At 63.6% G+C, this 24,936-nt stretch carries 24 protein-coding genes and 1 pseudogene; 22 read left to right on the forward strand and 3 right to left on the reverse strand.

Annotation, left to right across the window (positions count from 1 at the left end):
• The 17 genes and pseudogenes from ACNQP3_RS12245 to ACNQP3_RS12325 all read left to right on the forward strand — a co-directional run bounded on the left by ACNQP3_RS12245 (position 1) and on the right by ACNQP3_RS12325 (position 14,483).
• A complete protein-coding gene (locus tag ACNQP3_RS12245) occupies positions 1–543 on the forward strand; it encodes a pilus assembly protein (protein ID WP_179027294.1) in 543 nt (180 codons plus the stop codon).
• Positions 530–1,093, forward strand: coding sequence for a type 4a pilus biogenesis protein PilO (gene pilO, locus ACNQP3_RS12250; RefSeq protein WP_179027293.1), 564 nt, complete (start codon positions 530–532; stop codon positions 1,091–1,093). Before ACNQP3_RS12245 ends, pilO begins: the two co-directional genes overlap by 14 nt.
• Positions 1,093–1,602, forward strand: a complete 510-nt coding sequence (locus ACNQP3_RS12255) for a hypothetical protein (RefSeq protein WP_012272100.1) — start codon at positions 1,093–1,095, stop codon at positions 1,600–1,602. The genes pilO and ACNQP3_RS12255 overlap by 1 nt, the downstream gene beginning before the upstream one ends.
• Entirely contained in the window at positions 1,599–3,464 is a 1,866-nt protein-coding gene (locus tag ACNQP3_RS12260; protein WP_012272101.1) for a secretin N-terminal domain-containing protein, read from the forward strand. Before ACNQP3_RS12255 ends, ACNQP3_RS12260 begins: the two co-directional genes overlap by 4 nt.
• The gene (locus ACNQP3_RS12265; RefSeq protein ID WP_012272102.1) at positions 3,461–3,940 is read left to right on the forward strand and encodes a type II secretion system protein; all 480 of its coding nucleotides are present in this window, start codon (positions 3,461–3,463) and stop codon (positions 3,938–3,940) included. The genes ACNQP3_RS12260 and ACNQP3_RS12265 overlap by 4 nt, the downstream gene beginning before the upstream one ends.
• Before the next feature lie 5 nt (positions 3,941–3,945).
• Positions 3,946–4,320, forward strand: coding sequence for a type II secretion system protein (locus ACNQP3_RS12270; protein WP_012272103.1), 375 nt, complete (start codon positions 3,946–3,948; stop codon positions 4,318–4,320).
• On the forward strand, positions 4,295–4,822 hold the full coding sequence (locus ACNQP3_RS12275; RefSeq protein ID WP_012272104.1) for a type II secretion system protein: 528 nt from the start codon (positions 4,295–4,297) through the stop codon (positions 4,820–4,822). Before ACNQP3_RS12270 ends, ACNQP3_RS12275 begins: the two co-directional genes overlap by 26 nt.
• Positions 4,819–5,211: a curli production assembly/transport protein CsgE gene (gene csgE, locus ACNQP3_RS12280; protein WP_012272105.1), complete on the forward strand. Its 393-nt coding sequence runs from the start codon at positions 4,819–4,821 to the stop codon at positions 5,209–5,211. Before ACNQP3_RS12275 ends, csgE begins: the two co-directional genes overlap by 4 nt.
• On the forward strand, positions 5,208–5,621 hold the full coding sequence (locus tag ACNQP3_RS12285) for a curli assembly protein CsgF (protein WP_012272106.1): 414 nt from the start codon (positions 5,208–5,210) through the stop codon (positions 5,619–5,621). The genes csgE and ACNQP3_RS12285 overlap by 4 nt, the downstream gene beginning before the upstream one ends.
• A 34-nt stretch (positions 5,622–5,655) precedes the next feature.
• The gene (locus tag ACNQP3_RS12290) at positions 5,656–6,507 is read left to right on the forward strand and encodes a CsgG/HfaB family protein (protein WP_264317083.1); all 852 of its coding nucleotides are present in this window, start codon (positions 5,656–5,658) and stop codon (positions 6,505–6,507) included.
• 192 nt (positions 6,508–6,699) lie between these two features.
• Positions 6,700–7,575 (forward strand): RHS repeat-associated core domain-containing protein, encoded by an 876-nt coding sequence (locus ACNQP3_RS12295; RefSeq protein WP_264317084.1) that lies wholly within the window; start codon positions 6,700–6,702, stop codon positions 7,573–7,575.
• Between the two features lie 90 nt (positions 7,576–7,665).
• Positions 7,666–7,848: a hypothetical protein gene (locus ACNQP3_RS12300; protein WP_012272109.1), complete on the forward strand. Its 183-nt coding sequence runs from the start codon at positions 7,666–7,668 to the stop codon at positions 7,846–7,848.
• 356 nt (positions 7,849–8,204) lie between these two features.
• Positions 8,205–8,450 (forward strand): annotated as a pseudogene (locus tag ACNQP3_RS12305) (hypothetical protein).
• A gap of 433 nt (positions 8,451–8,883) precedes the next feature.
• Positions 8,884–10,794, forward strand: a complete 1,911-nt coding sequence (locus ACNQP3_RS12310) for a sigma-54-dependent Fis family transcriptional regulator (protein WP_264317086.1) — start codon at positions 8,884–8,886, stop codon at positions 10,792–10,794.
• Positions 10,795–10,797: 3 nt separating this feature from the next.
• Positions 10,798–12,531 (forward strand): ABC transporter ATP-binding protein, encoded by a 1,734-nt coding sequence (locus ACNQP3_RS12315; RefSeq protein ID WP_264317087.1) that lies wholly within the window; start codon positions 10,798–10,800, stop codon positions 12,529–12,531.
• On the forward strand, positions 12,521–13,198 hold the full coding sequence (locus ACNQP3_RS12320) for a peptidase S8 and S53 subtilisin kexin sedolisin (protein ID WP_264317088.1): 678 nt from the start codon (positions 12,521–12,523) through the stop codon (positions 13,196–13,198). Before ACNQP3_RS12315 ends, ACNQP3_RS12320 begins: the two co-directional genes overlap by 11 nt.
• The gene (locus ACNQP3_RS12325) at positions 13,191–14,483 is read left to right on the forward strand and encodes an NAD(P)/FAD-dependent oxidoreductase (RefSeq protein WP_179027289.1); all 1,293 of its coding nucleotides are present in this window, start codon (positions 13,191–13,193) and stop codon (positions 14,481–14,483) included. The genes ACNQP3_RS12320 and ACNQP3_RS12325 overlap by 8 nt, the downstream gene beginning before the upstream one ends.
• Before the next feature lie 143 nt (positions 14,484–14,626).
• On the opposite strand, the gene ACNQP3_RS12330 is transcribed toward ACNQP3_RS12325, so the two are convergent.
• A complete protein-coding gene (locus ACNQP3_RS12330; RefSeq protein WP_264317089.1) occupies positions 14,627–15,940 on the reverse strand; it encodes an alginate export family protein in 1,314 nt (437 codons plus the stop codon).
• Between the two features lie 153 nt (positions 15,941–16,093).
• Positions 16,094–17,587, reverse strand: a complete 1,494-nt coding sequence (locus ACNQP3_RS12335; protein ID WP_012272116.1) for an aldehyde dehydrogenase family protein — start codon at positions 17,585–17,587, stop codon at positions 16,094–16,096.
• A 412-nt stretch (positions 17,588–17,999) separates the two neighbouring features.
• On the opposite strand from ACNQP3_RS12335, the gene peaA reads away from it, so the two are divergent.
• The 5 genes from peaA to ACNQP3_RS12360 all read left to right on the forward strand — a co-directional run bounded on the left by peaA (position 18,000) and on the right by ACNQP3_RS12360 (position 24,272).
• The gene (gene peaA / locus ACNQP3_RS12340; protein ID WP_264317090.1) at positions 18,000–19,565 is read left to right on the forward strand and encodes a quinohemoprotein amine dehydrogenase subunit alpha; all 1,566 of its coding nucleotides are present in this window, start codon (positions 18,000–18,002) and stop codon (positions 19,563–19,565) included.
• A 48-nt stretch (positions 19,566–19,613) separates the two neighbouring features.
• Positions 19,614–21,044 carry a quinohemoprotein amine dehydrogenase maturation protein gene (gene peaB / locus ACNQP3_RS12345; RefSeq protein ID WP_264317091.1) on the forward strand — a complete coding sequence of 477 codons (1,431 nt, stop codon included), beginning with the start codon at positions 19,614–19,616 and terminating at the stop codon, positions 21,042–21,044.
• 1 nt (position 21,045) lies between these two features.
• Positions 21,046–21,369 carry a quinohemoprotein amine dehydrogenase subunit gamma gene (gene qhpC, locus ACNQP3_RS12350; protein WP_012272119.1) on the forward strand — a complete coding sequence of 108 codons (324 nt, stop codon included), beginning with the start codon at positions 21,046–21,048 and terminating at the stop codon, positions 21,367–21,369.
• A 31-nt stretch (positions 21,370–21,400) separates the two neighbouring features.
• Positions 21,401–22,522 carry a quinohemoprotein amine dehydrogenase subunit beta gene (peaD, locus tag ACNQP3_RS12355; RefSeq protein ID WP_264317092.1) on the forward strand — a complete coding sequence of 374 codons (1,122 nt, stop codon included), beginning with the start codon at positions 21,401–21,403 and terminating at the stop codon, positions 22,520–22,522.
• Positions 22,523–22,598: 76 nt separating this feature from the next.
• On the forward strand, positions 22,599–24,272 hold the full coding sequence (locus ACNQP3_RS12360) for a fatty acid CoA ligase family protein (protein WP_060515635.1): 1,674 nt from the start codon (positions 22,599–22,601) through the stop codon (positions 24,270–24,272).
• Between the two features lie 30 nt (positions 24,273–24,302).
• On the opposite strand, the gene mobA is transcribed toward ACNQP3_RS12360, so the two are convergent.
• A complete protein-coding gene (gene mobA, locus ACNQP3_RS12365) occupies positions 24,303–24,878 on the reverse strand; it encodes a molybdenum cofactor guanylyltransferase MobA (RefSeq protein WP_012272122.1) in 576 nt (191 codons plus the stop codon).
• Positions 24,879–24,936: the final 58 nt, after the last annotated feature.

Here is a 24,936-nt window from a genome sequence, read left to right on the forward strand (position 1 = left end):
ATGCGCCGCCTCGACCTGGAATTCCAGCCCCGGCGCACCAGCCCTTTGGCCTGGTCGCTGCTTGCTCTGGGCAGCGCCGTGGTCGTAGGCCTGGTGCTGCTGCAACACAGCTTGCAGGCCGAGCAGGTCGACCTGGAGGCCAGCGTGCACAGCCTTGAGCTGCAACTGGGCCGCCGTCCGGCCACCGTAGCGCCACAAAACAGCGCTGCCAGCCGCGAGCAAGCCGAGCGTCTGGCACAGATGCGCAGTGTGTCGCAGCAACTGCAACGCCCCTGGCAGCAGCTGTTCGCCATGCTCGAAGCCATGCCCCAGGACGATGTCGCGTTGCTTGGCCTGACCCCGGATGCACGCAAGGGCCAGGTGCGCATTGCCGCCGAGGCACGCAACCTCGAAGCGATGCTGCAGTACCACCAGCGCCTGGAAGCCAGTGACGAGCTAAGCGATGTATCGCTGCTCAACCACGAGGTGCTGGCCGCACAGCCTGAGCACCCCGTGCGCTTCACCCTCACCGCCACTTGGGAGACCGGCCATGCGCGCCCTTGAATCGCTGAACAGCCTGATCCTCCAGGAGCGCCTGCGCAGTGTCGGCCCGGTCGGCCTGGCGGCGGTGGCCGTAGGCCTGCTGGCCATTGGTGTGGCCTGTGCCGGGGTGCTGCCGCAATGGCAGGACGTGCGCGAACTGCGCGCCACCGAAGCGGACGCCAGCGTGCAGGTAGGGCGGGTCAAGCGGGGAGAGCTGAAAATTGCCGTCAAACCCGAACAGCAGGCCCTGGACAGCCTGCGTCAGCAACTGCCGGGGCAGCCCCAGGCCAGCGAGCTGATCGAGCGCCTGTATCACCTGGCCAGCGCCGAGCACATCAGCCTGGCCCGTGGTGAGTACGCCCTGGGCATCGACCCCAAGACCCAGCTGGCGCGCTACCAGATCGTGCTGCCGGTGCGCGGCAGCTATCCGCAGATTCGCGGCTTCCTCAAGGGCCTGCTCAAGCAACTGCCGACCCTGGTGCTGGAAGACCTCGAGCTGCAACGCAAACGCATTGGCGACAGCGAGCTCAATGCCCGCCTGCGCATGACCCTTTACCTGTCGAGGTCGTGATGAACACTCAACGTGCAGTCATCTGGGCCGGTTTCCTCGGCGTGAGCGCAGCGCTGGCCTGGGCACCCGGCCATTGGTTCGGCCAAGAAGACGCGCTGGCCCCGGTCGCCGGCAAGCCAGCTCCCACAGAGACTGCGGGCAGCGCCGCTTCTGCGGGTGCGGCTTTGGCCGCGAAAGGGCCGGACCAGGCCTCCAGAGACCTGTTCCCCACCCAGCAGTGGACCAAGCCCAAAGCCCTGGCCACCGTCACCGAACAACCCGTGGTTGCCGCGCCAGCAGTAGTGCCAGCGCCAACCGCTCCGGCACTGCCATTCGAATTCATCGGCCGCATGGGTGACCGCGACGACCTGCAGATCTTCTTGCAGAGCGGCGAAAAACTCTACGTCGTGCGCCAAGGCGACGTGATCGAAGACACCTATCGCCTCGATCGGGTTTCGGCCAGTGAGCTGAGCCTGGTCTACCTGCCTTTGCACCAGTCGCAGACCTTGTCTGTCGGGAGCGCACCATGAAGTCGTCGAAGCTGTGCAAGCCTGCTCCGTTCCTGCTCGTGGCGCTGTGCGTGGCCATTGCCGGCTGCGGTACCAGCGCGGTACGCAAGGACAGCGACCAGTTGATGAAAGAGGGCCAGTACGAGGCCGGCATTGCTCGCCTGGAAGAAGCCCTGCGCGATGACCCACGCGACACCGAGCTGAACATCGCCCTGGCCCACAGCCGTCAGGCGGCAGTCGAGGCGCTGATCACCCAGGCCGACGCCGACCGCATCCGCCACGACTTCGCCAATGCCCGCATGGGCTATGGCCGGGTGCTGACCCTGGAGCCGAACAACCGCCGCGCCCAGGAAGGCATCCGCCAGCTGGAACTGATCCGCACCCTCGACGAGCGCGTGGCGCTGGGCCAGGCCGCGCTGCGCCAGGGCGACCTGTTCGGTGCCGAGCGCTACATGCGCGAAGTGCTGCGCCTGGACCCGCAGAACCAGAAGGGCATGACCCTGCGCAGCGACATCGAAAACGTCCAGGCGCGCACAGCACAGCCATACCCGCAGTTGCGCAGCAAGCTGGAGCGGCCGGTGACCCTGGAGTTTCGCGATGCCAACCTGAAGACCATCTTCGAGGTGCTGTCGCAGGTCGCCGGCATCAACTTCATTTTCGACAAGGACCTGCGCCCGGACATGAAAGCCACCATCTTCGTGCGTGAAGTGCGCATCGAAGACGCCGTGGCCCTGCTGCTGGAGCAGAACCAGCTGCGCCAGAAGATCGTCAACGACAACACCGTGATGGTCTACCCCGACTCGCCACAGAAGACCAAGGACTACCAGGAACTGGTCATGCGCACGTTCTACCTGACCAGCATCGACGCCAACACCGCGCTGAACATGGTCAAGACCATGCTCAAGACCCGCGACGTGTTCGTCGACGAGCGCCTCAATACCCTGACCATGCGCGACACCCCGGATGCCGTGCGCATGGCCGAGAAGCTGCTGCAATCGCAGGACCAGTCCAACCCCGAGGTGGTGCTGGAGGTGGAGGTGATGGAAGTGGCCACCTCGCGCATCCTCGACCTCGGCCTGCAATGGCCCAACACCTTCGGCGTGCTGAGCAACGACGGCAAACCGGTCAGCGTGCTCGACCAGCTCAAGGGCATCGACTCCAGCCGCATCAGCATCTCGCCGGCGCCGCAGGCCAAGATCAACGCTTCGGACAAGGACATCAACACCCTGGCCAGCCCGGTGATCCGCGTCAGTAACCGCGAGCAGGCACGCATCCACATCGGCCAGCGGGTGCCGATCATAAGCGCCACCTCGGTGCCGTCCACCCAGGGCCCGGTGATCACCGAAAGCGTCACCTACCTGGACGTCGGTTTGAAGCTTGAAGTACAGCCCACCGTGCACTTGAACAACGAAGTGGCGATCAAGGTGGCGCTGGAAGTGAGCAACGCCACGCCGTTGGAAGCCACCCGCCAGGGCACCATTCCGGTCCAGGTCGACACCCGCAACGCGCAGACCAGCCTGCGCCTGCACGATGGCGAAACCCAGGTACTGGCAGGCCTGGTGCGCAATGACCACAACGCCAGCGGCAACAAAATCCCCGGGCTTGGCGACATCCCCGGCCTGGGCCGGCTGTTCGGCAGCAACAAGGACGACATGAGCAAGAGCGAGCTGGTGCTGGCGATCACCCCGCGCATCGTGCGCAACCTGCCGTACCAGAGCCCGTCGGACATGGAGTTCTCCACCGGCACCGAGTCGGCCATGCAGGTACGCCAGATGGCCCCGCTGCCACCAATGGACGTGCCTGGCAATGCGCCAACCACCGACGCACCGGTCGTGGACAGCCAAATGGCGGTCGCCCCGGTCAACGGGAGCCCACGGCCATGAAAACCCGGCGCCGTATGCACGGCTTCAGCCTGATCGAGGTGGTGCTGACCCTGGCACTGCTCGGGCTGCTGGCCAGCATGGCCGCGCCGCTGACCGAAACCGTGGTGCGCCGTGGCAAGGAGCAGCAACTGCGCGAGGCGCTGTACCAGATTCGCGATGCCATCGACGCCTACAAGCGGGCCTTCGACGCCGGCTACATCGAGAAACGCCTGGATGCCAGCGGCTACCCGCCGAACTTGCAGGTACTGGTGGATGGCGTGCGCGATGTGCGCAGTGCCAAGGGCGCCAAGTTCTACTTCCTGCGGCGCATCCCGCACGACCCGCTGGTGGCGGCCAAGGATGAAGACGAAGGCGGCTGGGGCCTGCGCGCCTACGACAGCAGCCCCGACAACCCGCGCGAAGGCGAAGACGTGTTCGACGTGTACTCCAGGGCTCGAGGCAAAGGCCTCAACAGCATCCCTTACGGGCAATGGTGACAGCCATGAAACGCAGCAAAGGCTTCACCCTGATCGAACTGCTGGTGGTCATGGCGATCATCGCCACGCTGATGACCATCGCCATGCCGCGCTATTTCAACAGCCTGGAAAGCTCCCGCGAGGCCACCCTGCGCCAGAGCCTGGCGGTGCTGCGCGAGTCATTGGACCACTACTACGGCGACACCGGCCATTACCCGGACTCGCTGGAGCAACTGGTGGAGCAACGCTACCTGCGCAACACCCCGGTCGACCCTATTACCGAACGCAGCGATGCCTGGCAGTTGGTGCCACCACCCGAAGGCGTGGCCGGCGGCGTGGCCGATATCAAGAGCGGTGCCACAGGGAGGGCGCGTGATGGCAGCCTCTTCGCTGAATGGTAAGGCCCAAAGCGGCTTCACCTACCTGGGCGTGCTGCTGCTGATTGCGGTCAGCAGCGTGGCACTGGCCGCTACCGGCACGATCTGGGCCAGCGCCGCCCAGCGTGACCGCGAACGCCAACTGCTGTGGGTGGGCAGCCAGTACGCCCAGGCCTTGCGCAGCTACTATCGCGCCTCGCCGGGTTTGGCCCAGTACCCGCAGGACTTGGCCGACCTGTTGCAGGACAACCGTTTCCCCCAGGCCAGGCGGCACATTCGCAGGCTGTACCCCGACCCCATCACCAACAGCGACGAGTGGGGCCTGCTGCGCTCGATCGACGGCCGCATCACCGGCGTGCACAGCCGTTCGGACGCCACCCCATTCAAACGCAGTGGCTTCAGCGCCGAATGGACAGGCTTCGAGGGGTTGGAGCATTACAGCGACTGGCAGTTCGTCGCCGAGCAGGCCTTCAGCGAAAGTGCCGGCGGTGTGCAGACCCACAGCGGCCCGGGAGACACGCCATGAACAGCCTGGCAGCGCTGTGCCTGAGCCTGCTGTTGCTGGCCACCTCGGCCAAGGCCGGTAATGAAGACGAGATGCAAGGCTTTATCGTCGACAACACCATCTCGCACATCGGCCACGACTTTTATTACTACTTCGCCGACCGCCTGCGCGCCACCAGCCGCCTGGACTTCAACCTGGTGGTACGCGAACGCCCCGATGCCCGCTGGGGCAGCCTGGTGACGGTGGAATTCGAGCGTGAGGTGATGTACCGCCGCTTCCTGCCACCAAACACCACCGAACTGAAAGACGAGGCCGTTGCCGCCGCCGACCTGGTCAAGCAGCAAATCATTCAACGCAAGCTGCAACGCCTGCTGCAGGACACCACCGACTTGGAGAGGGACGAGCTATGAACCACCGCATTCCACGTTGCATCGCCGCCTGCCTGCTGGCCAGCGCTTTTGCTGCCCAGGCCACCGAGCTGGTGTACACCCCGGTCAACCCGGCGTTTGGCGGCAACCCATTGAACGGCACCTGGCTGCTGAACAACGCCCAGGCGCAGAACGACTACGACGACCCCGATCTCAAGGACCGTGCCTCGGCCTTTACCGGCACCACAGCCCTGGAGCGCTTCAGCAACCAGCTGGAGTCGCGGATGTTGTCGCAGTTGCTGGACAACATCAGCAACGGCAGCACCGGCAGCATGGCGACCGATGCGTTTCTCATCGACGTCATCGACGATTCCGGGGCCTTGAGCATCAAGGTCACCGATCGCGCCACAGGAGAAATTTCGATCATTGAGGTCAGCGGCCTGAACCCCTGAGAGGGAAGGGCTTTTATGTTGGGGAGAGAACACCATGAATCGTCTGCTGAGCACGCTGCTGATCCTCACCGCCCTTGGCCTGCAAACGGGTTGCAGCCTGCGCGAACCCATGTCGGCCGAACAGGACTCGGAAACCCCGACCCTGACCCCGCGGGCCTCGACTTACTACGACCTGATCAACATGCCACGCCCCAAAGGCCGGCTGATGGCCGTGGTTTACGGCTTCCGCGACCAGACCGGGCAGTACAAGCCGACCCCGGCCAGCTCGTTCTCCACCAGTGTCACCCAGGGTGCTGCCAGCATGCTGATGGACGCCCTGAGCGCCAGCGGCTGGTTCGTGGTGCTGGAGCGTGAAGGCCTGCAGAACCTGCTGACCGAACGCAAGATCATCCGGGCTTCGCAGAAAAAGCCTGATGTGGCGGAAAACATCATGGGCGAGTTGCCACCGCTGCAGGCCGCTAATCTGATGCTCGAAGGCGGCATCATTGCCTACGACACCAACGTACGCAGCGGCGGGGAGGGGGCTCGTTACCTGGGGATAGACATCTCCCGCGAGTATCGGGTGGACCAGGTGACCGTGAACCTGCGTGCCGTTGACGTGCGCACCGGGCAGGTGTTGGCCAACGTGATGACCAGCAAGACCATCTACTCGGTTGGCCGCAGCGCCGGGGTGTTCAAGTTCATCGAGTTCAAGAAACTGCTGGAAGCCGAGGTGGGCTACACCACCAACGAACCGGCGCAGCTGTGCGTGCTGTCGGCGATCGAGGCGGCGGTGGGGCATTTGCTGGCGCAGGGGATCGAGCGGCGGTTGTGGCAGGTGGCCGGGGATGCGGGGGATGGCAAGGCCACGGTGGACAAGTATTTGAGCCAGAATCAGCAGCCGTGAAACAGGTTGAACGGCACCGGTGCGGTCGACGTGGGTGAGGCATTTTGCGACACAAGGCCGCTCCTGAGCCTAACATTTTTGCCAGTAGAAATTTTTACCATTAGCCATGATTATCTTGTGTAAAGCTGGAGGTGGGGAATCATCGTGACACCTACGCTAGGAACGTTATTTGACACGTCACGTGGCAGACCGATGTCTGGTGCTTTTCCTTATTCGCCTTATGGTTTCGTTCCTCGGTCAACGAGTTTGCTCGGTTTTAACGGCGAGCGACTAGACCCGTGTACCTGTAGTTATCTGCTTGGGAGCGGTTATCGATTATTTAACCCTGCTCTGATGCGATTTGGTTCTCCGGACAGTGTAAGTCCGTTCGGGTACGGTGGATTGAATTCATATGGATATTGCCAAGGGGATCCAATAAATTTAAAAGATCCCAGCGGGCATGGCCCAGTGCCCCCAGGCTATGATTTTGTAGGGTATCATGGTAGTACGCTAAAACATCAAAGCTCGTTGTTAAGTGGCGTTCAGCTCAAGTCACGTCCTACGGTTCATCATGGCAAGGGGTTTTACTTTACGCAAGACAGAAAATTGGCTTGGCATTATGCAAGGAGAACAAGTAGTCGTGAACGGGATGGGTCAACTCCGCACGTGTTTGGAGTATATGTAAAAAATTTCAAAGAACTGAAGGCGGGAGCGGAAGTCGTTAACCTCTGGCGTGGCACTGATAGACGCGTCAAAGAAAGCTACCGGATTCGTGAATCAGTATTTAATAAAGTAAAAGTGCTGGAAACAACTTACGGCCATCTTGTTCGTAGAAATTCGTTTGTCAAAAATCCGGGGTCTCATTCGCAGCGCTATCAAGGATCTCAGGGATCTCAGGGCTTTCAGAGCTTCCAGACTTTTCAGGGTTATCAGGGTTATCAGGGTTATCAGAGTTTTCAGGGTAATCAGAGTTTTCAGAGCTTCCAGGGTTTTCAGAACTTCCAGAGTTTTCAGGGCTTCCAGAATATGCAGGATATTCGTGGAAATCAGAACTTTCGGGGCTTTCACAACTTTCAGTACCCTCAGTAGCAGAAAAAAGGCCGGTACGCTCTGGGAGTAAGCAATAACAATCCGTTTCATCCCCGCCTCACAGAAAAAGCCTAATGTCGGAGGGACATCATGGTCGAGCTGCCACCGCTGCAGTCCGCCAACCTGAAGCTGGAGGGTGGCATCATCGCCGACGACACCACCTGGGTATCGACACCTCCAGCCGTGATCTATCTTGAGGGCCTTTTCGCGGGCTTGCCCGCGAAGAGGCCAATGCGGTTGACAGAAGTGTTACGACAAATGCCCTCAGCTTGAAACCCTTCCCTGACCTCGGTAGTCTTTGCCCGCTGCTGTCAATCCAGCAGCCGGGTTTGGTAGCCCGCGATCAATCAAGGCGCACAAGCGCCCGCTCTGCGATACAGTTGGCGCTTTTTTGTGCCCGGCTGTTTCGTTTTATGGCGGCTGTGCGTAGGGCGCCTCCGTGCGCGCCGGTTTCCTTGATTCCCGGTCTACCAACCTGCGTACAGCCGTCACCACTTCGTTTGGTAGCGATCTGTGGCGGCTCCAGTGAATCAAGGAGCGACACAATGACAAAAGGCTTACCTGATCCTCCCGTACGCGCCACCACGGCGTCCTCCAGTTTTTCGACTTGTGAATGCAGCCATCCGCCGTTGTTTGCCGTGCGTGCAGGGGTGGACTACGAAGATGCGCTGGTGCATCTGTCCACGCTGCTCTAGGGGGCGTTTGCGACCAACCTCAAGGCGTTGGAGTTGGCCAAGGGGACTTGTCGTGATCTGTTGTTGAGCAATGACCATGGGCTGGATTCGGCAAAGGCGGTGGTGGAGGCTTTGCTGGATGGGGTTGAAAGGCAGCAGCTGACCGGGCGAGGGAAGGCGGTACAGATGCAGGGTTTTTGAGGGCTGGCTCGGGGCCTGCGTATGGGCCTCCAGGTGCACGCCTATACAGGTTTGGCGCCTGTGAGATCGAGCGCCGCCCGCGCGGCGCATCGCGAGCTACGCTCGCTCCTACGTTTGTTTCGGGCCAATTATGTCTGTGGGATTTGCGCGCGAATGCCTTGGCACACGGCTCAATATCGCGTCGAACAAACAAGGCGGTCGCGCGCACCTGGCACAGGCGTTACTGGCCAAAAACAAACGTAGGAGCGAGCGTAGCTCGCGATGCGCCGCGCGGGCGGCGCTCGATATCCGCCCCACCCGAAAACCCAAGCCATACACCCCCAGCCATCCCCCAACCCATCAACCAGATGACGCCCAGCCATTTCTCCCGCACACTGCGGAAAATTCCCAAGCCCGTACCCCGCCACCTTGCGGGGCACAGCCGGAGTAGAAAATGGCGCGACAACTAATAACAAACGCCCACGACCCGCTGCACGAATCCCGCCAGGCCCGCCTGAAACTGGCCAGCGAAGGCGAGTTGCCGCTGGGCATGCTGCGCGACGAAATCGACGCTTCTTGGCGGCGCAGCCTAGGCCATGGCCTGGATTGCCTGCAAGGCGAACAAGTCGGCCTGGGCCTGGAACAGGGCCACGACCTGCGCATGCTGCTGGAGCGCAACCGCTTGCTGGTCGACGCCGTCACCCCCGAATTGGACTACCTGGTCGCCCGCCAGGGCAAGGCCGGTATCGTCATCCTCGGCGACGCCCAGGCCAACGTCCTGGCCATCGAAGGCCAGACGCACGTACTCAGCCGCGAGGGCCTGCGCGACCTGCATCCCGGCAGTTGCTGGAGCGAATCGCTGCGCGGCACCAATGCCATCGGCACCGCCGTGGTGGAAGGCCGGCCGACGTTGATCAACTGCGGTGAACACTACCTCGACCGCCTCAGCCCGTTCTCCTGCACTTCCGTGCCTCTGCGCGATCCGCGTGGCGAGGTGATCGGTGTGCTCGACATTACCCGCGAAGGGGTGATGGCGCAGCCGCAGGACAGCCTGTCGACACTCATGCTGGCCGCTGGCAACATCGAAAGCCGCATGTTCGGCCTGTGCCACCCGGACCAACTGGTGTTGGCCTTCCACAGCCGTCCGCAGTACCTCAACAGTGCCTGGCATGGCCTGCTGGCGCTGAGCCTGGACGGTGAAGTGCTGGCCGCCAACGACAGTGCCTGCCAGTTGCTGCAGGTGGCGCGCCAGGAGCTGATTGGCCGGCGCAGCACGGACCTGCTCGGTGAGCGTTCACCTGCGTTTATTGCACGCCTGTGGCAGGGCGGCGTGAGCAGCGTGCAAACCGCCAAGGGCGAGTTCTACTTCCGTGCCCTGCAGCTGCCGCGCCATGGCCGGGTCAATGGCAGTACGCCGGCAAGCAAGCCGACGCTGAGCAAGCAGTCGCCCGCGCTCGACGCGCTGGCCGGTGGTGACCCACGGCTGGCGCGCAACCTGCGCATGGCCCGCCAAGGGTTGGGCAATGGCCTGCCGGTGCTGCTGCTGGGCGAGACCGGTACCGGTAAGGAAGTGGTCGCCCGAGCCTTGCACCAGGCCAGCCCGCGTGCCGACAAACCGTTCGTGGCCGTCAACTGCGCGGCCATCCCCGAAGGGCTGATCGAGTCCGAGCTGTTCGGCTACCGCGAGGGTGCTTTCACAGGCTCCCGCCGGGGCGGCATGGTCGGGCGGCTGATGCAGGCCCATGGTGGCACACTGTTCCTCGACGAAATCGGCGACATGCCGCTGGCCTTGCAGGCGCGCCTATTGCGGGTATTGCAAGAGCGCCGTGTGGCGCCGCTGGGTGCCGGCGACGAGCAGGACATCGACGTGGCGTTGATTTGCGCCACCCACCGCGACCTCAAGCGTTTAGTGCAGGAGCAGCACTTCCGCGAAGACCTGTACTACCGGGTCAACGGCGTGTCGCTGCGCCTGCCGGCGCTGCGCGAGCGTGACGACCTGGCGGCGATCATTCAAGGCCTGCTGGACAAGTCCGATGCCCGTGGCGTCACGCTAGACCCGGCGTTGGCGGCATTGCTCGAAGGCTTCGACTGGCCAGGCAACATCCGCCAGCTGGAAATGGTGGTGCGCACGGCACTGGCCATGCGCGAGAACGGCGAGCAGGTGCTGACGCTGGACCACCTCACCGATTGCCTACTGGACGAGTTGGCCAGCGGCTCGGCGCCCTCCGGCAGCCTCAAGGACAACGAGCTGGAGCTGATCCGTGGCGCCCTTGCGCGCCACCAGGGCAATGTGTCGGCTGCCGCCGAAGCACTGGGCATCAGCAGGGCGACGCTGTACCGCAAGCTCAAACAGTTGCGCGGCTGAACCATGGGCCCATTGTTCGCAAAGCTGGTGGAGTCCAGCGACCCTGTACTCATGCGCCAGGCGTTGGCCTGGCTGTATGGTTTCGTGCGCCCGCACCGGCGCGCCATCGGCCTGCTGCTGGGTTTGTCGCTGGGCGCCTCGTTGCTGGCCCTGGCGCAACCTTGGCTGGTCAAGACGCTGATCGACGAGGGGCTGCTGGCCAAGGACTACCAGACCCTCTGGCACATGGCAGCGATCATGATCGGCGCAGGCCTGCTGGGCACGGTGCTGGCCGGCGTCAACCGCTACCTGCACACGCGCTTGTCTGGGCGCATTCTGTTCGCCCTGCGCGATGACCTGTACCGCCACCTGCAGCAGTTGTCGCCTACGTTCTATGGGCGGCGGCGCATGGGCGACATTCTTTCGCGGCTGGACGGCGATGTGGCGGAGATCCAGCGCTTTGCCGTGGATTCGCTGTTCTCGGCGGTGTCGGCGGTGATCGGCCTGGTGGGCGCGGTGGCGTTGATGCTGATGCTGTCGTGGCAGTTGTCGCTGTTGCTGGCGCTGCTGGTACCGATCGAGGTGCTGTGGCTGCGCTGGATGCGGCGCAAGGTAGAGCACGAGGTGCGAAACCTGCGTGAGCGTTCGGCGGATGTGTCGTCGTTTCTGGTAGAGACCTTGCCGGCGATGAAGTTCATCCAGGCGGCCGGCCAGCAAGGCCGCGAGGCAGGGCGGCTGGATCAGCTGGGCCAAGGCTACATGCGCCAGTTGCTGAAGGTGCAGGTGACCGAATTCTTCACCCAGGCCATTCCCGGTACGCTCACCTCATGGTGCCGCGCTTGCGCGTTTTTGGTCGGCGGCTGGTGGGTGATTCAGGGGACCTGGCAGTTGGGCGCGTTGATCGCCTTTTCCACCTACATGGGCATGGCGGTAGGGCCGGTGCAGAGCCTGCTGGGCCTGTACGTGGCGGTGCAGCGCATGGCCGTGAGCCTTGGGCGGGTGATGGAGCTGAAACGGGAAACCGTGGCCGTACGCCCGGCAGCCAACCCGCAACCCATACCCGATGGGCCAGGCGAATTGCGCCTCGAAGCACTGAGCTTTGCCCATGAAGGGCGCCAGGGTGCGGTGCTGAATAACGTACAGGTGTGTGTACCAGGCGGGCTGAAGGTGGCCATCAGCGGCGCTTCGGGGGTGGGCAAGTCGACCCTGATCGACCTGTTGCAGCGCTTCTACGACCCGGACGCTGGGCGCATCCTGCTGGACGGGACCGACCTGCGCGAGCTGGACTTGGCAGCGCTGCGTAGGCGTATCGCCGTCGTCAGCCAGGACATCGTGCTGTTCCGTGGCACTCTGGCGCAGAACCTGGCCTACGGCGTGCCCGAGGCCAGCCGCGCAGAGCTTGAGCGTGTGGTGCGCCTGGCGCGGCTGGACGGCCTGGTCGACAGCCTGCCGCTGGGCCTGGACGGCTTGCTGGGCGAACGTGGCCAGCAGTTGTCCGGCGGCCAGAAGCAACGCATCGCCATCGCCCGTGCGGTGTTGCAGGCCCCGGCGATTCTGGTGCTGGACGAGGCCACCTCGGCGGTGGACGAAGCCACCGAACGTGAGGTGATCGCAGCTATCGACCAGCTGTTTGCCAGCCGCACGCGGATCCTCATCAGCCACCGCGCGTCGACTTTGGCTGATGCCGACCTGCACTTGCAGTTGCATGACGGCCAGTTGCAGGTACTGCCGCAGGAGACGGTCAAACATGGGCGCTGACGTGCGCGTTGGGGTCATCGACAGTGGCTGCTCGCGGGAGCAAACCAACGGCTTGCTCGATGCCCGCCGTTTCTGGCTGGAAGACGGCCAGTTACGTGAAGGCGCAATGCTGCCCGACGAGCTAGGGCATGGCGGTGCCGTGCTGGCCAGCTTGCAACGGGAGGCTGGCCCTGTGCCGTTGCTGGTGGCCCAGGTGTTCGGCGGCCAGGCCAGCACCAGTGCCTTGCAGGTGGCGGCAGCGCTGCTGTGGCTGGTGGAAGCGGGGGCTACGCTGGTTAACCTGAGCCTTGGCCTGCAGCAGGACCGACCGGTTTTGCATCAGGCCTGCGCTGAGGCCTTGGCTGCGGGCGTGGTGTTGTGTGCATCCAGCCCGGCACAGGGCGGGCCCGTATTCCCAGCCAGCTACCCAGGCGTGATTCGGGTGACCGGTGATGCACGTTGCGCGCCCGGCCAGTGGTCGTGGCTGGGCACCCGGCAGGCGGACTTTGGCGGTTATGTAGGGACGGGCGGCAGAGCGGGCGCTAGCCTGGGTTGTGCGGCATTGAGCGGTAGGATTGCGGCGTTGCTGCGTGCCGAGCCGGGCATGGATCGCCAGCGAATCCATGAGTGGTTGCGTCAGCATGCGACGTTCTCAGGCCCAGAGCGACGGGGGGCGAGCCATGCCTGAACCGCACATTGTGGTGTTGGGTGCCGGCCCTGCGGGTGCGGCCACGGCCATAGGCCTGCGGCGGCTGGGTTATACCGTGACGGTGGTGTCGCAGTGGCGCCGTTTCGCGGCTGTTGAAGGGGTTTCGCAACGGGTGCTGGAGGGCTTGCGGCATGCGGGCCTCGGCGGTGCTTTGAGCCAGGCGGCCACGCCGGCTACCCGGCAGGTGCACTGGAATGGCCAGCACCTGCGAATGAACCAGGAGTTCTTGCTGGATCGGCAACGGTTTGATCGGGCGCTGCGCAACGATCTTCAGCGTGCCGGTGTAAGCGTGGTCGAGGGGCGGGTACGCGAGGTGGTGCACGAGGGCGGTCATCATGTGCGTCTTGACGATGGGCAAGTGCTGACGGCTGATTTTCTCGTCGAGGCCCGAGGCCGCCAGGCACCGCTGGCCGCAGACCGCCTGCGCGGGCCGGAAACAGTCAGCCTGCTGAATGTCTGGCAGGGTAGCCCTGGCGCGCCTGCGTCGGCAGTGGAAAGCCTGGAGGATGGCTGGGCGTGGATGGCGCGGCTGGCAGATGGCCGTTGCTACTGGCAAGTCACCCAGGACGCTGCAGGCCTGCCGGGTAAGGCCGGGTTGGCCGATTATTGCGCGACGCTGCGGGCACGCAGCGGGTTGGTCGCGGAGCTGTTCGACGATCAGGCGTTGGTGCCGGCACAGGTGCATGCACGCAGCAGTACTGCCATTCTGGCGGGCGAATGCGTCGGGCATGACTGGATACGGGTGGGTGATGCGGCGATGGCCGTTGACCCGCTGTCGGGTAACGGGATTTTCCAGTCACTGTCTTCGGCGTTGCAGGCGCCGGTGGTGATCAACACCTTGCTGCGCCGGCCCGAGCGGGCGGTGTTGGCGTGGCAGTTTCACCAGCAGCGGGTCGAACAGCTGTTTTTGCGATTTGCCCGCATTGGGCGGGATTTCTATGGGCAGGAGCAAGGGCGGGTAGGGCAGCCATTTTGGGCTCGGCGCCAAGGCTGGCCGGATGCGCAGCCCTTGCATACGGCCGCGGATTGGAGCGCCGTGCGGGTTGAACGGCGGCCTGTGTTGCGCGACGGTCTGGTGGACGAGGCCGAGGTGGTGGTGACGGCGGACCAGCCGTTGGGGGTGTGGCATTTGCAGGGGGTGGAGTTGGCGCCTGTGGTACGGGCGTTGCTGGGTGGCCTGGCAATTGGGGCGGTTTTGTCGGGCTTACCGGGTGAGCAGCAGATGATGGTGCGGCGGTGGCTGGTGGAGCAGGGGTTGGCTTGAGATGGCCGGGGCCGCTTTGCGGCCCATCGCGACACAAGGCCGCTCCTACACAGGTACAACATCGCCTGTGATGCTTGCGCTGTACTTGTGTAGGAGCGGCCTTGCGTCGCGAAAGGGCTGCGAAGCAGCCCCAGGCTGCAGAGTCAAAAAAAGGTCCCGACAATCAGTTGCATGTAGGCCCCCGTATCCCGCCCACCCAATTGCGTGCCGCCGTTGTTCGCACTGCGCTCCGGCTTATAGAACCCTACCAACGGGCTGATCAGCAGGTGCTCGTTGACCATCCATTCCACGTACAGGTCCAGCTCACGCCCGCCGAGGTTGCCCTGATCCGTGTCCAGCGTATCGAAGTCGAAGTACAGCGCGCCGACGGTCAGGTTGTCCCGTGGCTTGCCTTTCAGCGCCACATGGTGCACCTGGCTGTTCTTGTTGAACGGCCCGGCATAGTTGGCCGCTACTTCACCCTGGAACCAGGTGCCATAGCCTCGGCTCAGGCCATAGAACAGTGGGTCGAAGCCTTCGGAGAAGCGGCTGTAGCGGTAGGTGGCAGTCGGTGACCAGGGCAATTCGGAGAAGGTCCAGTTGCCCTCCAGGTACCAGGCATTCTCGCGCCCACCGGTCTTGTCCTGGCTCACGTACTCGGCGGCCAGTTCCAGGTCCTTCACGCCCACATTGCCGCGCCCGCGCAGGCTGGCGGTGTCCATGCCGTCGCGGTGTTCCAGGCCCATGATTTGCGCGTAGCGTTGGTCCACGTCCAGGCCGCGGATCCAGCTGAGGCCCACGGTGCCGGCGTCGGCGACGTGTTCCAAATTGGCTACCGCCAGCGAGGTATCGGCCTGGTAGTGGTTGTCGGACTTCAGCCACATCAGGTCGCCGCGCCAGCCCTGCTTGCCGCCCAGGCGCAGCACGGCGGTGCGGTCGAAGGCTTTACGGGCGGCCAGGTAGTAGGCGCCGCCGCGATCGAAGTTGGCGCCCAGGTCGACCTTGCCCAGGTTCACCGGGTCGCCCTGGATCAGAAAACCATCGCCCAATGTCACTACCTGGCGACCGCCTGAAATGTCCACGCCGTCTTCGCCCAGGGCCGGGAACAGGTTGGCCGAGCGCCAGCCCAGGTACAGGTCTTCGATGGCTGTGCGGCGTTCGTCGCCCAGGGTCAGGCCGGCGGCATCGCCATCGCCCCAGGTGGCGGAACTGAGCAGGTTGACGGCCCCGTAGAGGGCGCCGCTGTCGGCCAGGGCCTGGCTGCCGCTAAGGCCATATTTGACGTAGCCTTCTTGCCAGGCGGTGCTGCCGGGCTGGCGGTTGCCGGCCTGGTTGAAGCTTTCGTCGCTGTGGAACACACCGAACAGGGCTTCGAGGTCGGCGTTGAGGGTGGTGCCGTTGTGGTTGTAGAGCTCGTAGGCTTGGCTGGCGGGTGCGGCCACCAGCAGGGCCAAAGTGCAGGCGAGTGTGTGCCTCATGGGTTTGCTCCATGGTTTTTATTGTTGTTTTTAGTTGCCTGGGCCGGCCCTTTCGCGGGTAAACCCGCTCCCACAGGGACCCCACAGTTTTCCGGCTTGTGGTGATCCTGTGGGAGCGGACGAGCCCGCGAAGAGGCCGCTACAGGTAAATGATCAGAGCTTGATCAGCACCGATTTGAGCTCGGTGTAATGCTCGATGGCTGCTGCGCCCATCTCGCGACCAACGCCAGACATCTTGTAGCCACCAAACGGCAGTGCCGGGTCCAGTGCGCTGTGGCAGTTGACCCATACCGAACCCGACTTGATGCGCGGGATCATGCGGTGCACGGCGGCCAGGTCGTTGGACCAGATGCTTGCGCCCAGGCCATAGGGGTTGTCGTTGGCCATGCCGATCACTTCGTCGATGTCATCGAACGGCATTGCCACCAGCACCGGCCCGAAGATTTCTTCTTGTACCAGGCGGTGGCGCTGGTCGACATCGACAATCACCGTCGGCTTGACGAAGTAACCCGGCCCGAAGCCTTCACCGCCACAGGCGATGGTCGCGCCCAGTTCGCGGCCAAGCTCGATGTAGCCGGTGACGCGGTCCTGCTGCTTGGCCGAGATCAGCGGGCCCATCTGCACCGCTGGGTCCAGCCCGTTGCCCAGTTTCATGCCATTGGCGATGCCGGCGATGTCGGCCACCACGTTGTCGAAGTGCTTGCGGTGCACATACAGCCGCGAGCCCGCGCAGCACACCTGGCCCTGGTTGAAGAAGATTGCCGTGGCCGCACCGGCTGCGGCTTCCTGCAGGTTGGCGTCGGGCATGACGATGGTCGGCGACTTGCCGCCCAGCTCCAGGGTGACGCGGGTCATGTTGTCCATGGCCGCCTTGCCGATCAGCTTGCCGACTTCGGTCGAGCCGGTGAAGGTCAGCTTGTCCACCCCAGGGTGGCGACTGAGCGCAGCGCCCGCGTTCAGGCCTGTACCGGTGATTACGTTGAAAACGCCTGCCGGGTAGCCGGCTTCGTCTACCAGTTCTGCCAGCTTGAGCACGCTCAGTGGGGTTTCATCGGCGGGCTTGAGCACCACGGTGCAACCGGTGGCCAGGGCTGGGCCGAGTTTCCAGCAGGCCAGCAGCAGCGGGAAGTTCCAGGCGACGATGGCGCCGACCACGCCCACCGCCTCGCGGCGCACGAAACCATGGAACTGGTCGTTGGGCATCAACGGCATGGAGGCTTCGACGGTGCTACCCTCGATCTTGGTGGCCCAGCCGGCCATGTAGCGCAGGAAGTCGATGGCCAGTTGCACGTCCATCACCTGGGCGACGGCGGCGCTCTTGCCGTTGTTCAGGCACTCCAGTTCGGCCAGCTGGCGGGCGTCGCGCTCCATCAGGTCGGCCAGGCGCCACAACAGGTTTTGCCGCTCGCGCGGACGCAGGCGGCTCCAGGGCGAATCATCGAAGGCTTGACGTGCCGCGCGCACGGCGCGATCGACATCCTCGGCCTCGGCGGCGGGCACTTCACCCAGTACTTCGCCGGTGGCCGGGTTGCGGAACGACAGGGTGCGACCGCTGGCGGCGTCCTGCCACTCGGCGCCGATGCGCATCTTCAGCTTGCGTTCGAGAAAGGCGCGGGTGGCGGGCAGGATGGGCAGTTCGGAAAGCATGGGACGGTGCCTCTTGTCATTGGATGTGGCGGGCACCGGCGCAATGGCCGTGCCAACCTGGGCAGATGGCGGCAAGGCCTTGAGCTGACTGGGTTTTGCCGTGACGCAAGGTTCGGTTTGCAAAGGTGCGCTGTTGCACAATGAGACGGTGTGAGACGGTGGTGAAACAGCGGCTCTCAGGGCCAGCAGCCGACATGTCAGGTGTTGTCTCAACCTGAAACACACTGTCGCGAAATGGCACGCTGCAATTGGCCATCCGTGCTGCTGGCCAAGCCCCGGAAACTGCCTAAAAGGTTGAAAGGCAACACTTTTACAGCACCTGGCACAGTTCCTGTATCACAACCGTCACATGCACACCTGCTGTACCAAAGCGTGCGAAAACGATAAGAACAACAACCGTGGAGGTCTGACCTTGAAGACGACTCGACTCCGGCGGCATGCGGGCAAACTGGCGCTGGTCGCCGCCGCGCTGCTGAGCACCCAGGCCATGGCGGCCGAGCAGGGCCCGAGCCTGTTGCAGAACAAGTGCATGGGGTGCCATATCCCCGAAGGCAACGACACCTATAGCCGCATCAGCCACCAGCGCAAGACGCCGGAAGGCTGGCTGATGAGCATTGCCCGCATGCAGATGATGCACGGCCTGCAGATCAGTGACGACGACCGTCGCACGCTGGTCAAGTACCTGGCCGACAAGCAGGGCCTGGCGCCCAGCGAAACCGATGGCGTGCGTTACGCCATGGAGCGCCGGCTCAATACCGTCGAGCACTTCGACACCCAGCTCAGCGAGACCTGTGGCCGTTGCCACTCCGGTGCCCGCGTCGCCTTGCAACGGCGCCCGGCCAAGGAGTGGGAACACCTGGTCAACTTCCACCTTGGCCAATGGCCGTCCCTTGAGTACCAGGCCCAGGCGCGTGACCGCGATTGGCTGCCGATTGCCCTGCAACAAGTGGTGCCGGAGCTTGCCAAGCGCTTCCCGATGGAAAGCGCAGCCTGGGCCGAATGGCAGAAGGCCAAACCCAAGGCAGACGCACTGCCGGGGCAGTGGGCATTCAGCGGCCATATGCTTGCCAAGGGCGACGTACGTGGGGTGATGAGCGTCACGGCTGGGGAGGGCGATACCTTCAAGGTCGAGGTCAAGGGCGCTTACGCCGACGGCACGCCGTTCAACGGCAGCGGCACGGCGATCCTCTACAACGGCTATGAGTGGCGTGGCAACGTCAAGGTCGGCGATGCCAACCTGCGCCAGGTGTTCGCCGCGCTGGATGGCGAGATGAAAGGCCGTATGTTCGAAGCCGAACACGATGAACGCGGCCTGGACTTCACTGCGGCGAAGGAAGGCAAGGCGCGCCTGCTGGCGGTTCAGCCGGCATTCATCAAGGCCGGCGGCGAAAGCGAGATCACCCTGGTGGGTAGCGGCCTGGACGGCAAGCCCGACTTGGGTGCAGGGGTGGAAGTGACCGAGGTGCTGGAGCAAACCCCGACCCTGGTACGGGTCAAGGCCCGCGCCGCGGCAGACGCCAAGCCTGGCCAGCGCGAGGTTGCGGTGGGCGCGCTCAAAGGTGTCAACCTGGCGGTCTACGACAAGGTCGACGAAGTGAAGGTGGTGCCGGCGTTCTCCATCGCCCGCATTGGCGAGAACGGCGCTTCGGTGCCGAAAGTGCAGGGCCGCTTCGAGGCCGAAGCCTGGGGTAAAGACGCCAGCGGACAACCGCTGCGCATCGGCTACCTGCCGGCCACCTGGAAGGTCGAGCCGTTCAACGAGCGTGCGGTCGAGGACGAAGACGTCAAGTTCGCCGGGCAGATGCAGGCTGATGGCGTGTTCGTACCAGGCGGTGCCGGGCCCAACCCCGAGCGCAAGATGATGACCAACAACGCCGGTAACTTGAAAGTCATCGCCACGCTGGCCGACGGTGGCCAGACCGGCGAAGGGCACATGATCGTCACCGTACAGCGCTGGAACAACCCGCCGCTGCCATAACGGCAGGGCGCAACGGTTTTCCAACGGATCGATTATCGGGAGGTCGCCATGGGCGTACTACTGAACCTGGTCGAGCGTAACCTGCACGAAGTGCAGGTCGATGCCGACCGCATGCTGTTCCATATTCCCAGCAGCTCGCTGTTTGCCACCGATGCGGTGACCGGCAGCATCATCGACGCTTTGCGCCAGCAAGGCTGCTCGGCCGAGGAGCTGATGCAGCGCCTTGGCCAGCAGTTTGCCGGCGACGATATCCAGGACACCCTGCGCGAGCTGATCGCGCTGGAGCTGGTCAGCGACGGCTCGCCGCTGACCCCGGAAATCGCCCTGAAGCAGGTCGAACGCACCGCGCTTAACACCGTGGTTCTGAACGTCAACACTGGCTGCAACCTCAGCTGCACTTATTGCTACAAGGAAGACCTGGACAAGCCTTCCGCCGGCAAGAAGATGAGCACCGCCACCGCCGAGGCCTCGGTGGAGATGCTGCTCAAGGAATCGCCCAACGAGGAGCGCTACAGCGTGGTGTTCTTCGGTGGCGAGCCACTGTCCAACCGGCCGTTGATCGAGCACATGGTGGCTTACTGCGAACGGCGTTTCGCCGAGGCGGGCAAGCAGGTGGAGTTCATCATGACCACCAACGCCACCTTGCTGACCGAAGAAATCATCGACTGGCTCAACGTCCACCGTTTCGGCCTGTCGATCAGCATCGACGGCCCCAAGACCGTGCACGACCGTAACCGCATCACCGTGGGTGGGCAGGGCACCTATGACGTGGTGCGGCGCAAGGCCGACCTGCTGCTGTCGCGCTACACCAGCCGCCCGGTGGGCGCGCGGGTCACGCTGACCCGTGGCATTACCGATGTCGAAACCATCTGGAACCACTTGTTCAATGAAATGGGCTTCGCCGAAGTCGGCTTTGCCCCGGTGACCTCGGGCGACATGGCCGATTTCAACCTCACGAGCGAAGAGCTGGTGCAGGTGTTCGCCAACATGAAGGCCCTCGGCCGGCGTTACCTGGAGGCGGCGCTGGAGCACCGCAACATCGGTTTCTCCAACCTGCACCAGTTGATCACCGACATCCACGAAGGCCACAAGAAGGCCCTGCCGTGTGGCGCCGGGCTGAAGATGCTGGCGGTTGACCACGAGGGCGAGCTGAACTTGTGCCACCGCTTCACCGGCTCCAGCCTGCCGACCTTCGGCAATGTGCACCAAGGGGTGAAGCAGGCGCAGCTCAACGACTTCCTGTCACAACGCCTGGACCGTAGCAACACCGGCTGTGAAAGCTGCCGCATCCGCAACCTGTGCTCGGGCGGCTGCTACCACGAAAGCTATGCACGCTACGGCGACCCGCAGCACCCGACCTACCACTATTGCGAACTGATGCGCGACTGGGTGGACTTCGGCATCGAAGTCTACAGCCGCATCATGGCCGCCAACCCGGCCTTCATCGATCGCTACATCACCCCGCGGAAGGCGCACTGACATGAAGCACTTGAAGCCCCTGAACAACAAGGCGCGCATCCTGGAGCAGGCCGCCGCCGAAGACCGTGTCGAAGAAGTGATGGCCATGAGCGCGGTGGCAGGCTGCACGGCCACCACCGACCCGGGCTGGGAAGTGGATGCCTTTGGCGGCGTCAGCTCGTTGTGCCAACCGATGGAGGCCGACCTGTATGGCTGCTCCGACCCTTGCTGGTGGCCAGCCCAGGTGCCGGACATGATGAGCACCTACCAGGACTGGAACGCCCAGGCGACCAACTCGGCGGACGACTGGCGCAACCTCGGCACCGTGTTCCCGAAAGACAAGTGACGGCCCAACAAGAATGACAAGGGGAAACCGCATGAAAGCTGGACGCTGCGCGCAACTTGCGCTCACCATCGCCGCCACGGCCTGCGCCGGGCTGGTACAGGCCGACGACACCGGGCCGGCACTGAAGGCTGGCCACGAATACATGATCGTGACCAACTACCCGAACAACCTGCATGTGGTCGATGTGGCCAGTGACACGGTCTACAAAAGCTGCCAGATGCCCGACAAGTTCGGCCCTGGCACCGCAATGATGGCGCCGGACAACCGCACCGCCTACGTGCTCAACAACCACTACGGCGACATCTACGGTATCGACCTGGACACCTGCAAGAACACCTTCCGCGCCAACCTGTCCAGCGTGGCAGGCGAAGTCGGCCGGTCGATGTACTCGTTCGCCATCAGCCCCGATGGCAAGGAAGTGTACGCCACGGTCAACCCGACCCAGATGCTGAACGACCATTACGTGGTCAAACCGCCGCGGCTGGAGGTGTTCAGCACCGCCGATGGCCTGCAGGCCAAGCCGGTGCGTACCTTCCCGATGCCGCGCCAGGTGTACCTGATGCGCGCCGCTGACGATGGCAGCCTGTTCGTCGCAGGGCCGGACATCTACAAGATGGACGTGAAGACCGGCAAATACACAGTGGCCCTGCCGTTGCGCAACTGGAACCGCAAGGGCTACAGCGCCCCGGACGTGCTGTACTTCTGGCCGCACCAGAGTCCGCGCCACGAGTTCACCATGCTGTACACCATTGCCAAGTTCAAGGACGACAAGCAGGACCCGGCCACCGCCGAGCCGCTGTATGGCTACCTGAGCGTCGACCTGAAGACCGGCAAGACCCACACCCAGGAGTTCGCCGACCTGACTGAGTTGTACTTCACCGGCCTGCGCTCGCCCAAGGACCCGAACCAGATCTACGGCGTGCTCAACCGCCTGGCCAAGTTCGACATCAAACAGCGCAAGCTGATCAAGGCGGCTAACCTGGAGCACACTTACTACTGCGTCACCTTCGACAAGAAGGGCGACAAACTGTACCTGGGCGGCACCTTCAACGACCTGGCGGTGTTCAACCCGGAAACGTTGGAGAAAGTGAAGAACATCAAGTTGCCGGGTGGTGACATGTCTACCACGACGCCCCAGGTGTTCATCCGCTAGATCGGTGTGGGCCTGTTCGCGGGTTTACCCGCGAACAGGCCGGTACAAAAAACACAAGAACAACAAGAGAACGCCCATGCCCCAGCCAAGCTACTCCCAGGGCAACCAGGACAAGGCCCTGCTTACCCAGTGCATCGGCGACGCCTTCGACGCCACTGTCGCTCGCTTTCCCGAGCGCGAGGCGCTGGTGGTGCGCCACCAGGCCCTTCGCTACACCTGGCGGCAACTGGCCGAGGCCGTCGACCAGCATGCTCGCGCGCTGATGGCCCTGGGCGTGCAGCCCGGTGACCGCCTGGGTATCTGGGCGCCCAATTGCGCCGAGTGGTGCATTACCCAGTTCGCCAGCGCCAAGGTTGGCGCAATCCTGGTCAACATCAATCCGGCCTACCGCTCCAGCGAGCTGGACTATGCGCTCGGCCAGTCCGGCTGCCGTTGGGTGATCTGTGCCGATGCGTTCAAGACCTCCGATTACCACGCCATGCTGCAGGGCCTTGTACCTGGCCTGGCCAGCGGTCAAGCGGGCGCGCTGATCTGCGAGCGTTTTCCCGAACTGCGTGGCGTGGTCAGTCTGGCCGTTGCGCCCCCACCTGGGTTCCTCGCCTGGCACGACCTGCAGTCCCGCGCCGAGGCCGTCAGCCGCGAGGCCCTGGCCCAGCGGCAGGCACAACTGCGCTGCGACGATCCGATCAACATCCAGTACACCTCGGGGACTACCGGCTTCCCAAAGGGCGCCACCCTCAGCCACAGCAACATTCTCAACAACGGCTACATGGTGGGTGAAAGCCTGGGCCTGACCGAACATGATCGGTTGGTAGTGCCGGTGCCGCTGTACCACTGCTTCGGTATGGTCATGGCCAACCTTGGCTGCATGACCCACGGCAGCACCTTGATTTATCCCAACGATGCCTTCGACCCTTTGGCTACCCTGCGCGCGGTGGCGGAGGAGAAAGCCACGGCGTTGTATGGCGTGCCGACCATGTTCATTGCCGAGCTGGACCACCCGCAGCGCGGCGAGTTCGACCTGTCGAGCCTGCGCACGGGGATCATGGCCGGCGCTACGTGCCCGATCGAGGTGATGCGCCGGGTGATTGGCGAGATGCACATGGCCGAGGTGCAGATTGCCTACGGCATGACCGAGACCAGCCCGGTGTCGCTACAGACCGGCGCCACTGACGACCTGGAGCGCCGCGTGACCAGCGTGGGGCGCACCCAGCCACGGCTGGAGAACAAAGTGATCGACAACGACGGCGGCACAGTGCCGCGCGGTGAGATTGGCGAGCTGTGCACGCGTGGCTACAGCGTGATGCTGGGTTACTGGAACAACCCCAAGGCCACGGCCGAGAGCATCGATGAAGACGGCTGGATGCACACCGGCGACCTGGCAGTGATGGACGAACAAGGCTATGTGCGGATTGTCGGGCGCAGCAAGGACATGATCATTCGCGGCGGTGAGAACATCTACCCGCGTGAGCTGGAAGAGTTCTTCTTCACCCACCCAGCGGTGGCCGATGTGCAGGTGATTGGCGTGCCGTGCAGCAAGTATGGCGAAGAGATCGTCGCCTGGGTGCGGCTGCACCCAGGGCATGCTGCCAGTGAAGAAGAACTGCGAGAGTGGGCCAAGGCGCGAATTGCGCACTTCAAGGTGCCCCGGTACTTCCGCTTTGTCGACGAGTTCCCGATGACGGTGACCGGCAAGGTGCAGAAGTTCAGGATGCGCGAGATCAGCGTCGAGGAACTGACTGCCAATTGATGTAGGGGCCGGCACAGGCAGCAGAGGATCTCAGCCTTGCAGCAGTTCCGGGCTGTTGAAGTTGCTTAGCCGACAATCATCGTCGGCACACGCCAGCCCTTGCACCGCCTCGCGCAGCAAGGCCTTCTGCAAGCTCCGCTCACCCGCCGCCCAGGCTTGTTCCAGCACCGGCAACACCCGTTTTGGCAGCACGCTGAACATCGGCTGCCAATACTCACCCTGACGCACCATCGCCGCACTGTCATTGGCCTTCGCCAGCCGCAGCAGGTCTTCGATCAACACCTGATCGACACGTGGTGCATCGCAGGCCAGCAGCACAACCCATTCATGCCGTGCCACCTTGAGCCCGGCAATCACTCCCGCCAAAGGCCCGGGGAAGTCCGCCTCGGCATCGCCCACCACCTGGTCGGCATACGCCCGGTAGGCCTCCTGGTTACGGTTGCAGGAAATCACCAGGTCGTCGCTCAGCGGGCGCACCACTCGCTGTACATGCGCCACCAAGGGTTCGCCCTGCCAGTCGATCAAACCCTTGTCGCGGCCGCCCATACGCTGCCCGCGACCGCCGGCAAGGATGAGGATGGAGCAGGGGGGAAATGCATCAGGCATGAAAAAGGGTTCCGGGCAGTCATTGCCGGGAACCCTCCCATTTCACGCGGGGCTTGTC

The sequence above is a fragment of the Pseudomonas sp. LFS074 genome, assembly GCF_047978165.1.
GTDB lineage: Bacteria > Pseudomonadota > Gammaproteobacteria > Pseudomonadales > Pseudomonadaceae > Aquipseudomonas > Aquipseudomonas putida_P.

What these genes read in the sequence shown, in the direction of transcription:
- ACNQP3_RS12245 (WP_179027294.1), top strand. Translation starts at nt 1, where the DNA reads ATGCGCCGCCTCGACCTGGAATTCCAGCCCCGGCGCACCAGCCCTTTG.
- pilO (WP_179027293.1), top strand. Translation starts at nt 530, where the DNA reads ATGCGCGCCCTTGAATCGCTGAACAGCCTGATCCTCCAGGAGCGCCTG.
- ACNQP3_RS12255 (WP_012272100.1), top strand. Translation starts at nt 1,093, where the DNA reads ATGAACACTCAACGTGCAGTCATCTGGGCCGGTTTCCTCGGCGTGAGC.
- ACNQP3_RS12260 (WP_012272101.1), top strand. Translation starts at nt 1,599, where the DNA reads ATGAAGTCGTCGAAGCTGTGCAAGCCTGCTCCGTTCCTGCTCGTGGCG.
- ACNQP3_RS12265 (WP_012272102.1), top strand. Translation starts at nt 3,461, where the DNA reads ATGAAAACCCGGCGCCGTATGCACGGCTTCAGCCTGATCGAGGTGGTG.
- ACNQP3_RS12270 (WP_012272103.1), top strand. Translation starts at nt 3,946, where the DNA reads ATGAAACGCAGCAAAGGCTTCACCCTGATCGAACTGCTGGTGGTCATG.
- ACNQP3_RS12275 (WP_012272104.1), top strand. Translation starts at nt 4,295, where the DNA reads ATGGCAGCCTCTTCGCTGAATGGTAAGGCCCAAAGCGGCTTCACCTAC.
- csgE (WP_012272105.1), top strand. Translation starts at nt 4,819, where the DNA reads ATGAACAGCCTGGCAGCGCTGTGCCTGAGCCTGCTGTTGCTGGCCACC.
- ACNQP3_RS12285 (WP_012272106.1), top strand. Translation starts at nt 5,208, where the DNA reads ATGAACCACCGCATTCCACGTTGCATCGCCGCCTGCCTGCTGGCCAGC.
- ACNQP3_RS12290 (WP_264317083.1), top strand. Translation starts at nt 5,656, where the DNA reads ATGAATCGTCTGCTGAGCACGCTGCTGATCCTCACCGCCCTTGGCCTG.
- ACNQP3_RS12295 (WP_264317084.1), top strand. Translation starts at nt 6,700, where the DNA reads ATGTCTGGTGCTTTTCCTTATTCGCCTTATGGTTTCGTTCCTCGGTCA.
- ACNQP3_RS12300 (WP_012272109.1), top strand. Translation starts at nt 7,666, where the DNA reads ATGGTCGAGCTGCCACCGCTGCAGTCCGCCAACCTGAAGCTGGAGGGT.
- ACNQP3_RS12310 (WP_264317086.1), top strand. Translation starts at nt 8,884, where the DNA reads ATGGCGCGACAACTAATAACAAACGCCCACGACCCGCTGCACGAATCC.
- ACNQP3_RS12315 (WP_264317087.1), top strand. Translation starts at nt 10,798, where the DNA reads ATGGGCCCATTGTTCGCAAAGCTGGTGGAGTCCAGCGACCCTGTACTC.
- ACNQP3_RS12320 (WP_264317088.1), top strand. Translation starts at nt 12,521, where the DNA reads ATGGGCGCTGACGTGCGCGTTGGGGTCATCGACAGTGGCTGCTCGCGG.
- ACNQP3_RS12325 (WP_179027289.1), top strand. Translation starts at nt 13,191, where the DNA reads ATGCCTGAACCGCACATTGTGGTGTTGGGTGCCGGCCCTGCGGGTGCG.
- ACNQP3_RS12330 (WP_264317089.1), bottom strand. Translation starts at nt 15,940, where the DNA reads ATGAGGCACACACTCGCCTGCACTTTGGCCCTGCTGGTGGCCGCACCC.
- ACNQP3_RS12335 (WP_012272116.1), bottom strand. Translation starts at nt 17,587, where the DNA reads ATGCTTTCCGAACTGCCCATCCTGCCCGCCACCCGCGCCTTTCTCGAA.
- peaB (WP_264317091.1), top strand. Translation starts at nt 19,614, where the DNA reads ATGGGCGTACTACTGAACCTGGTCGAGCGTAACCTGCACGAAGTGCAG.
- qhpC (WP_012272119.1), top strand. Translation starts at nt 21,046, where the DNA reads ATGAAGCACTTGAAGCCCCTGAACAACAAGGCGCGCATCCTGGAGCAG.
- peaD (WP_264317092.1), top strand. Translation starts at nt 21,401, where the DNA reads ATGAAAGCTGGACGCTGCGCGCAACTTGCGCTCACCATCGCCGCCACG.
- ACNQP3_RS12360 (WP_060515635.1), top strand. Translation starts at nt 22,599, where the DNA reads ATGCCCCAGCCAAGCTACTCCCAGGGCAACCAGGACAAGGCCCTGCTT.
- mobA (WP_012272122.1), bottom strand. Translation starts at nt 24,878, where the DNA reads ATGCCTGATGCATTTCCCCCCTGCTCCATCCTCATCCTTGCCGGCGGT.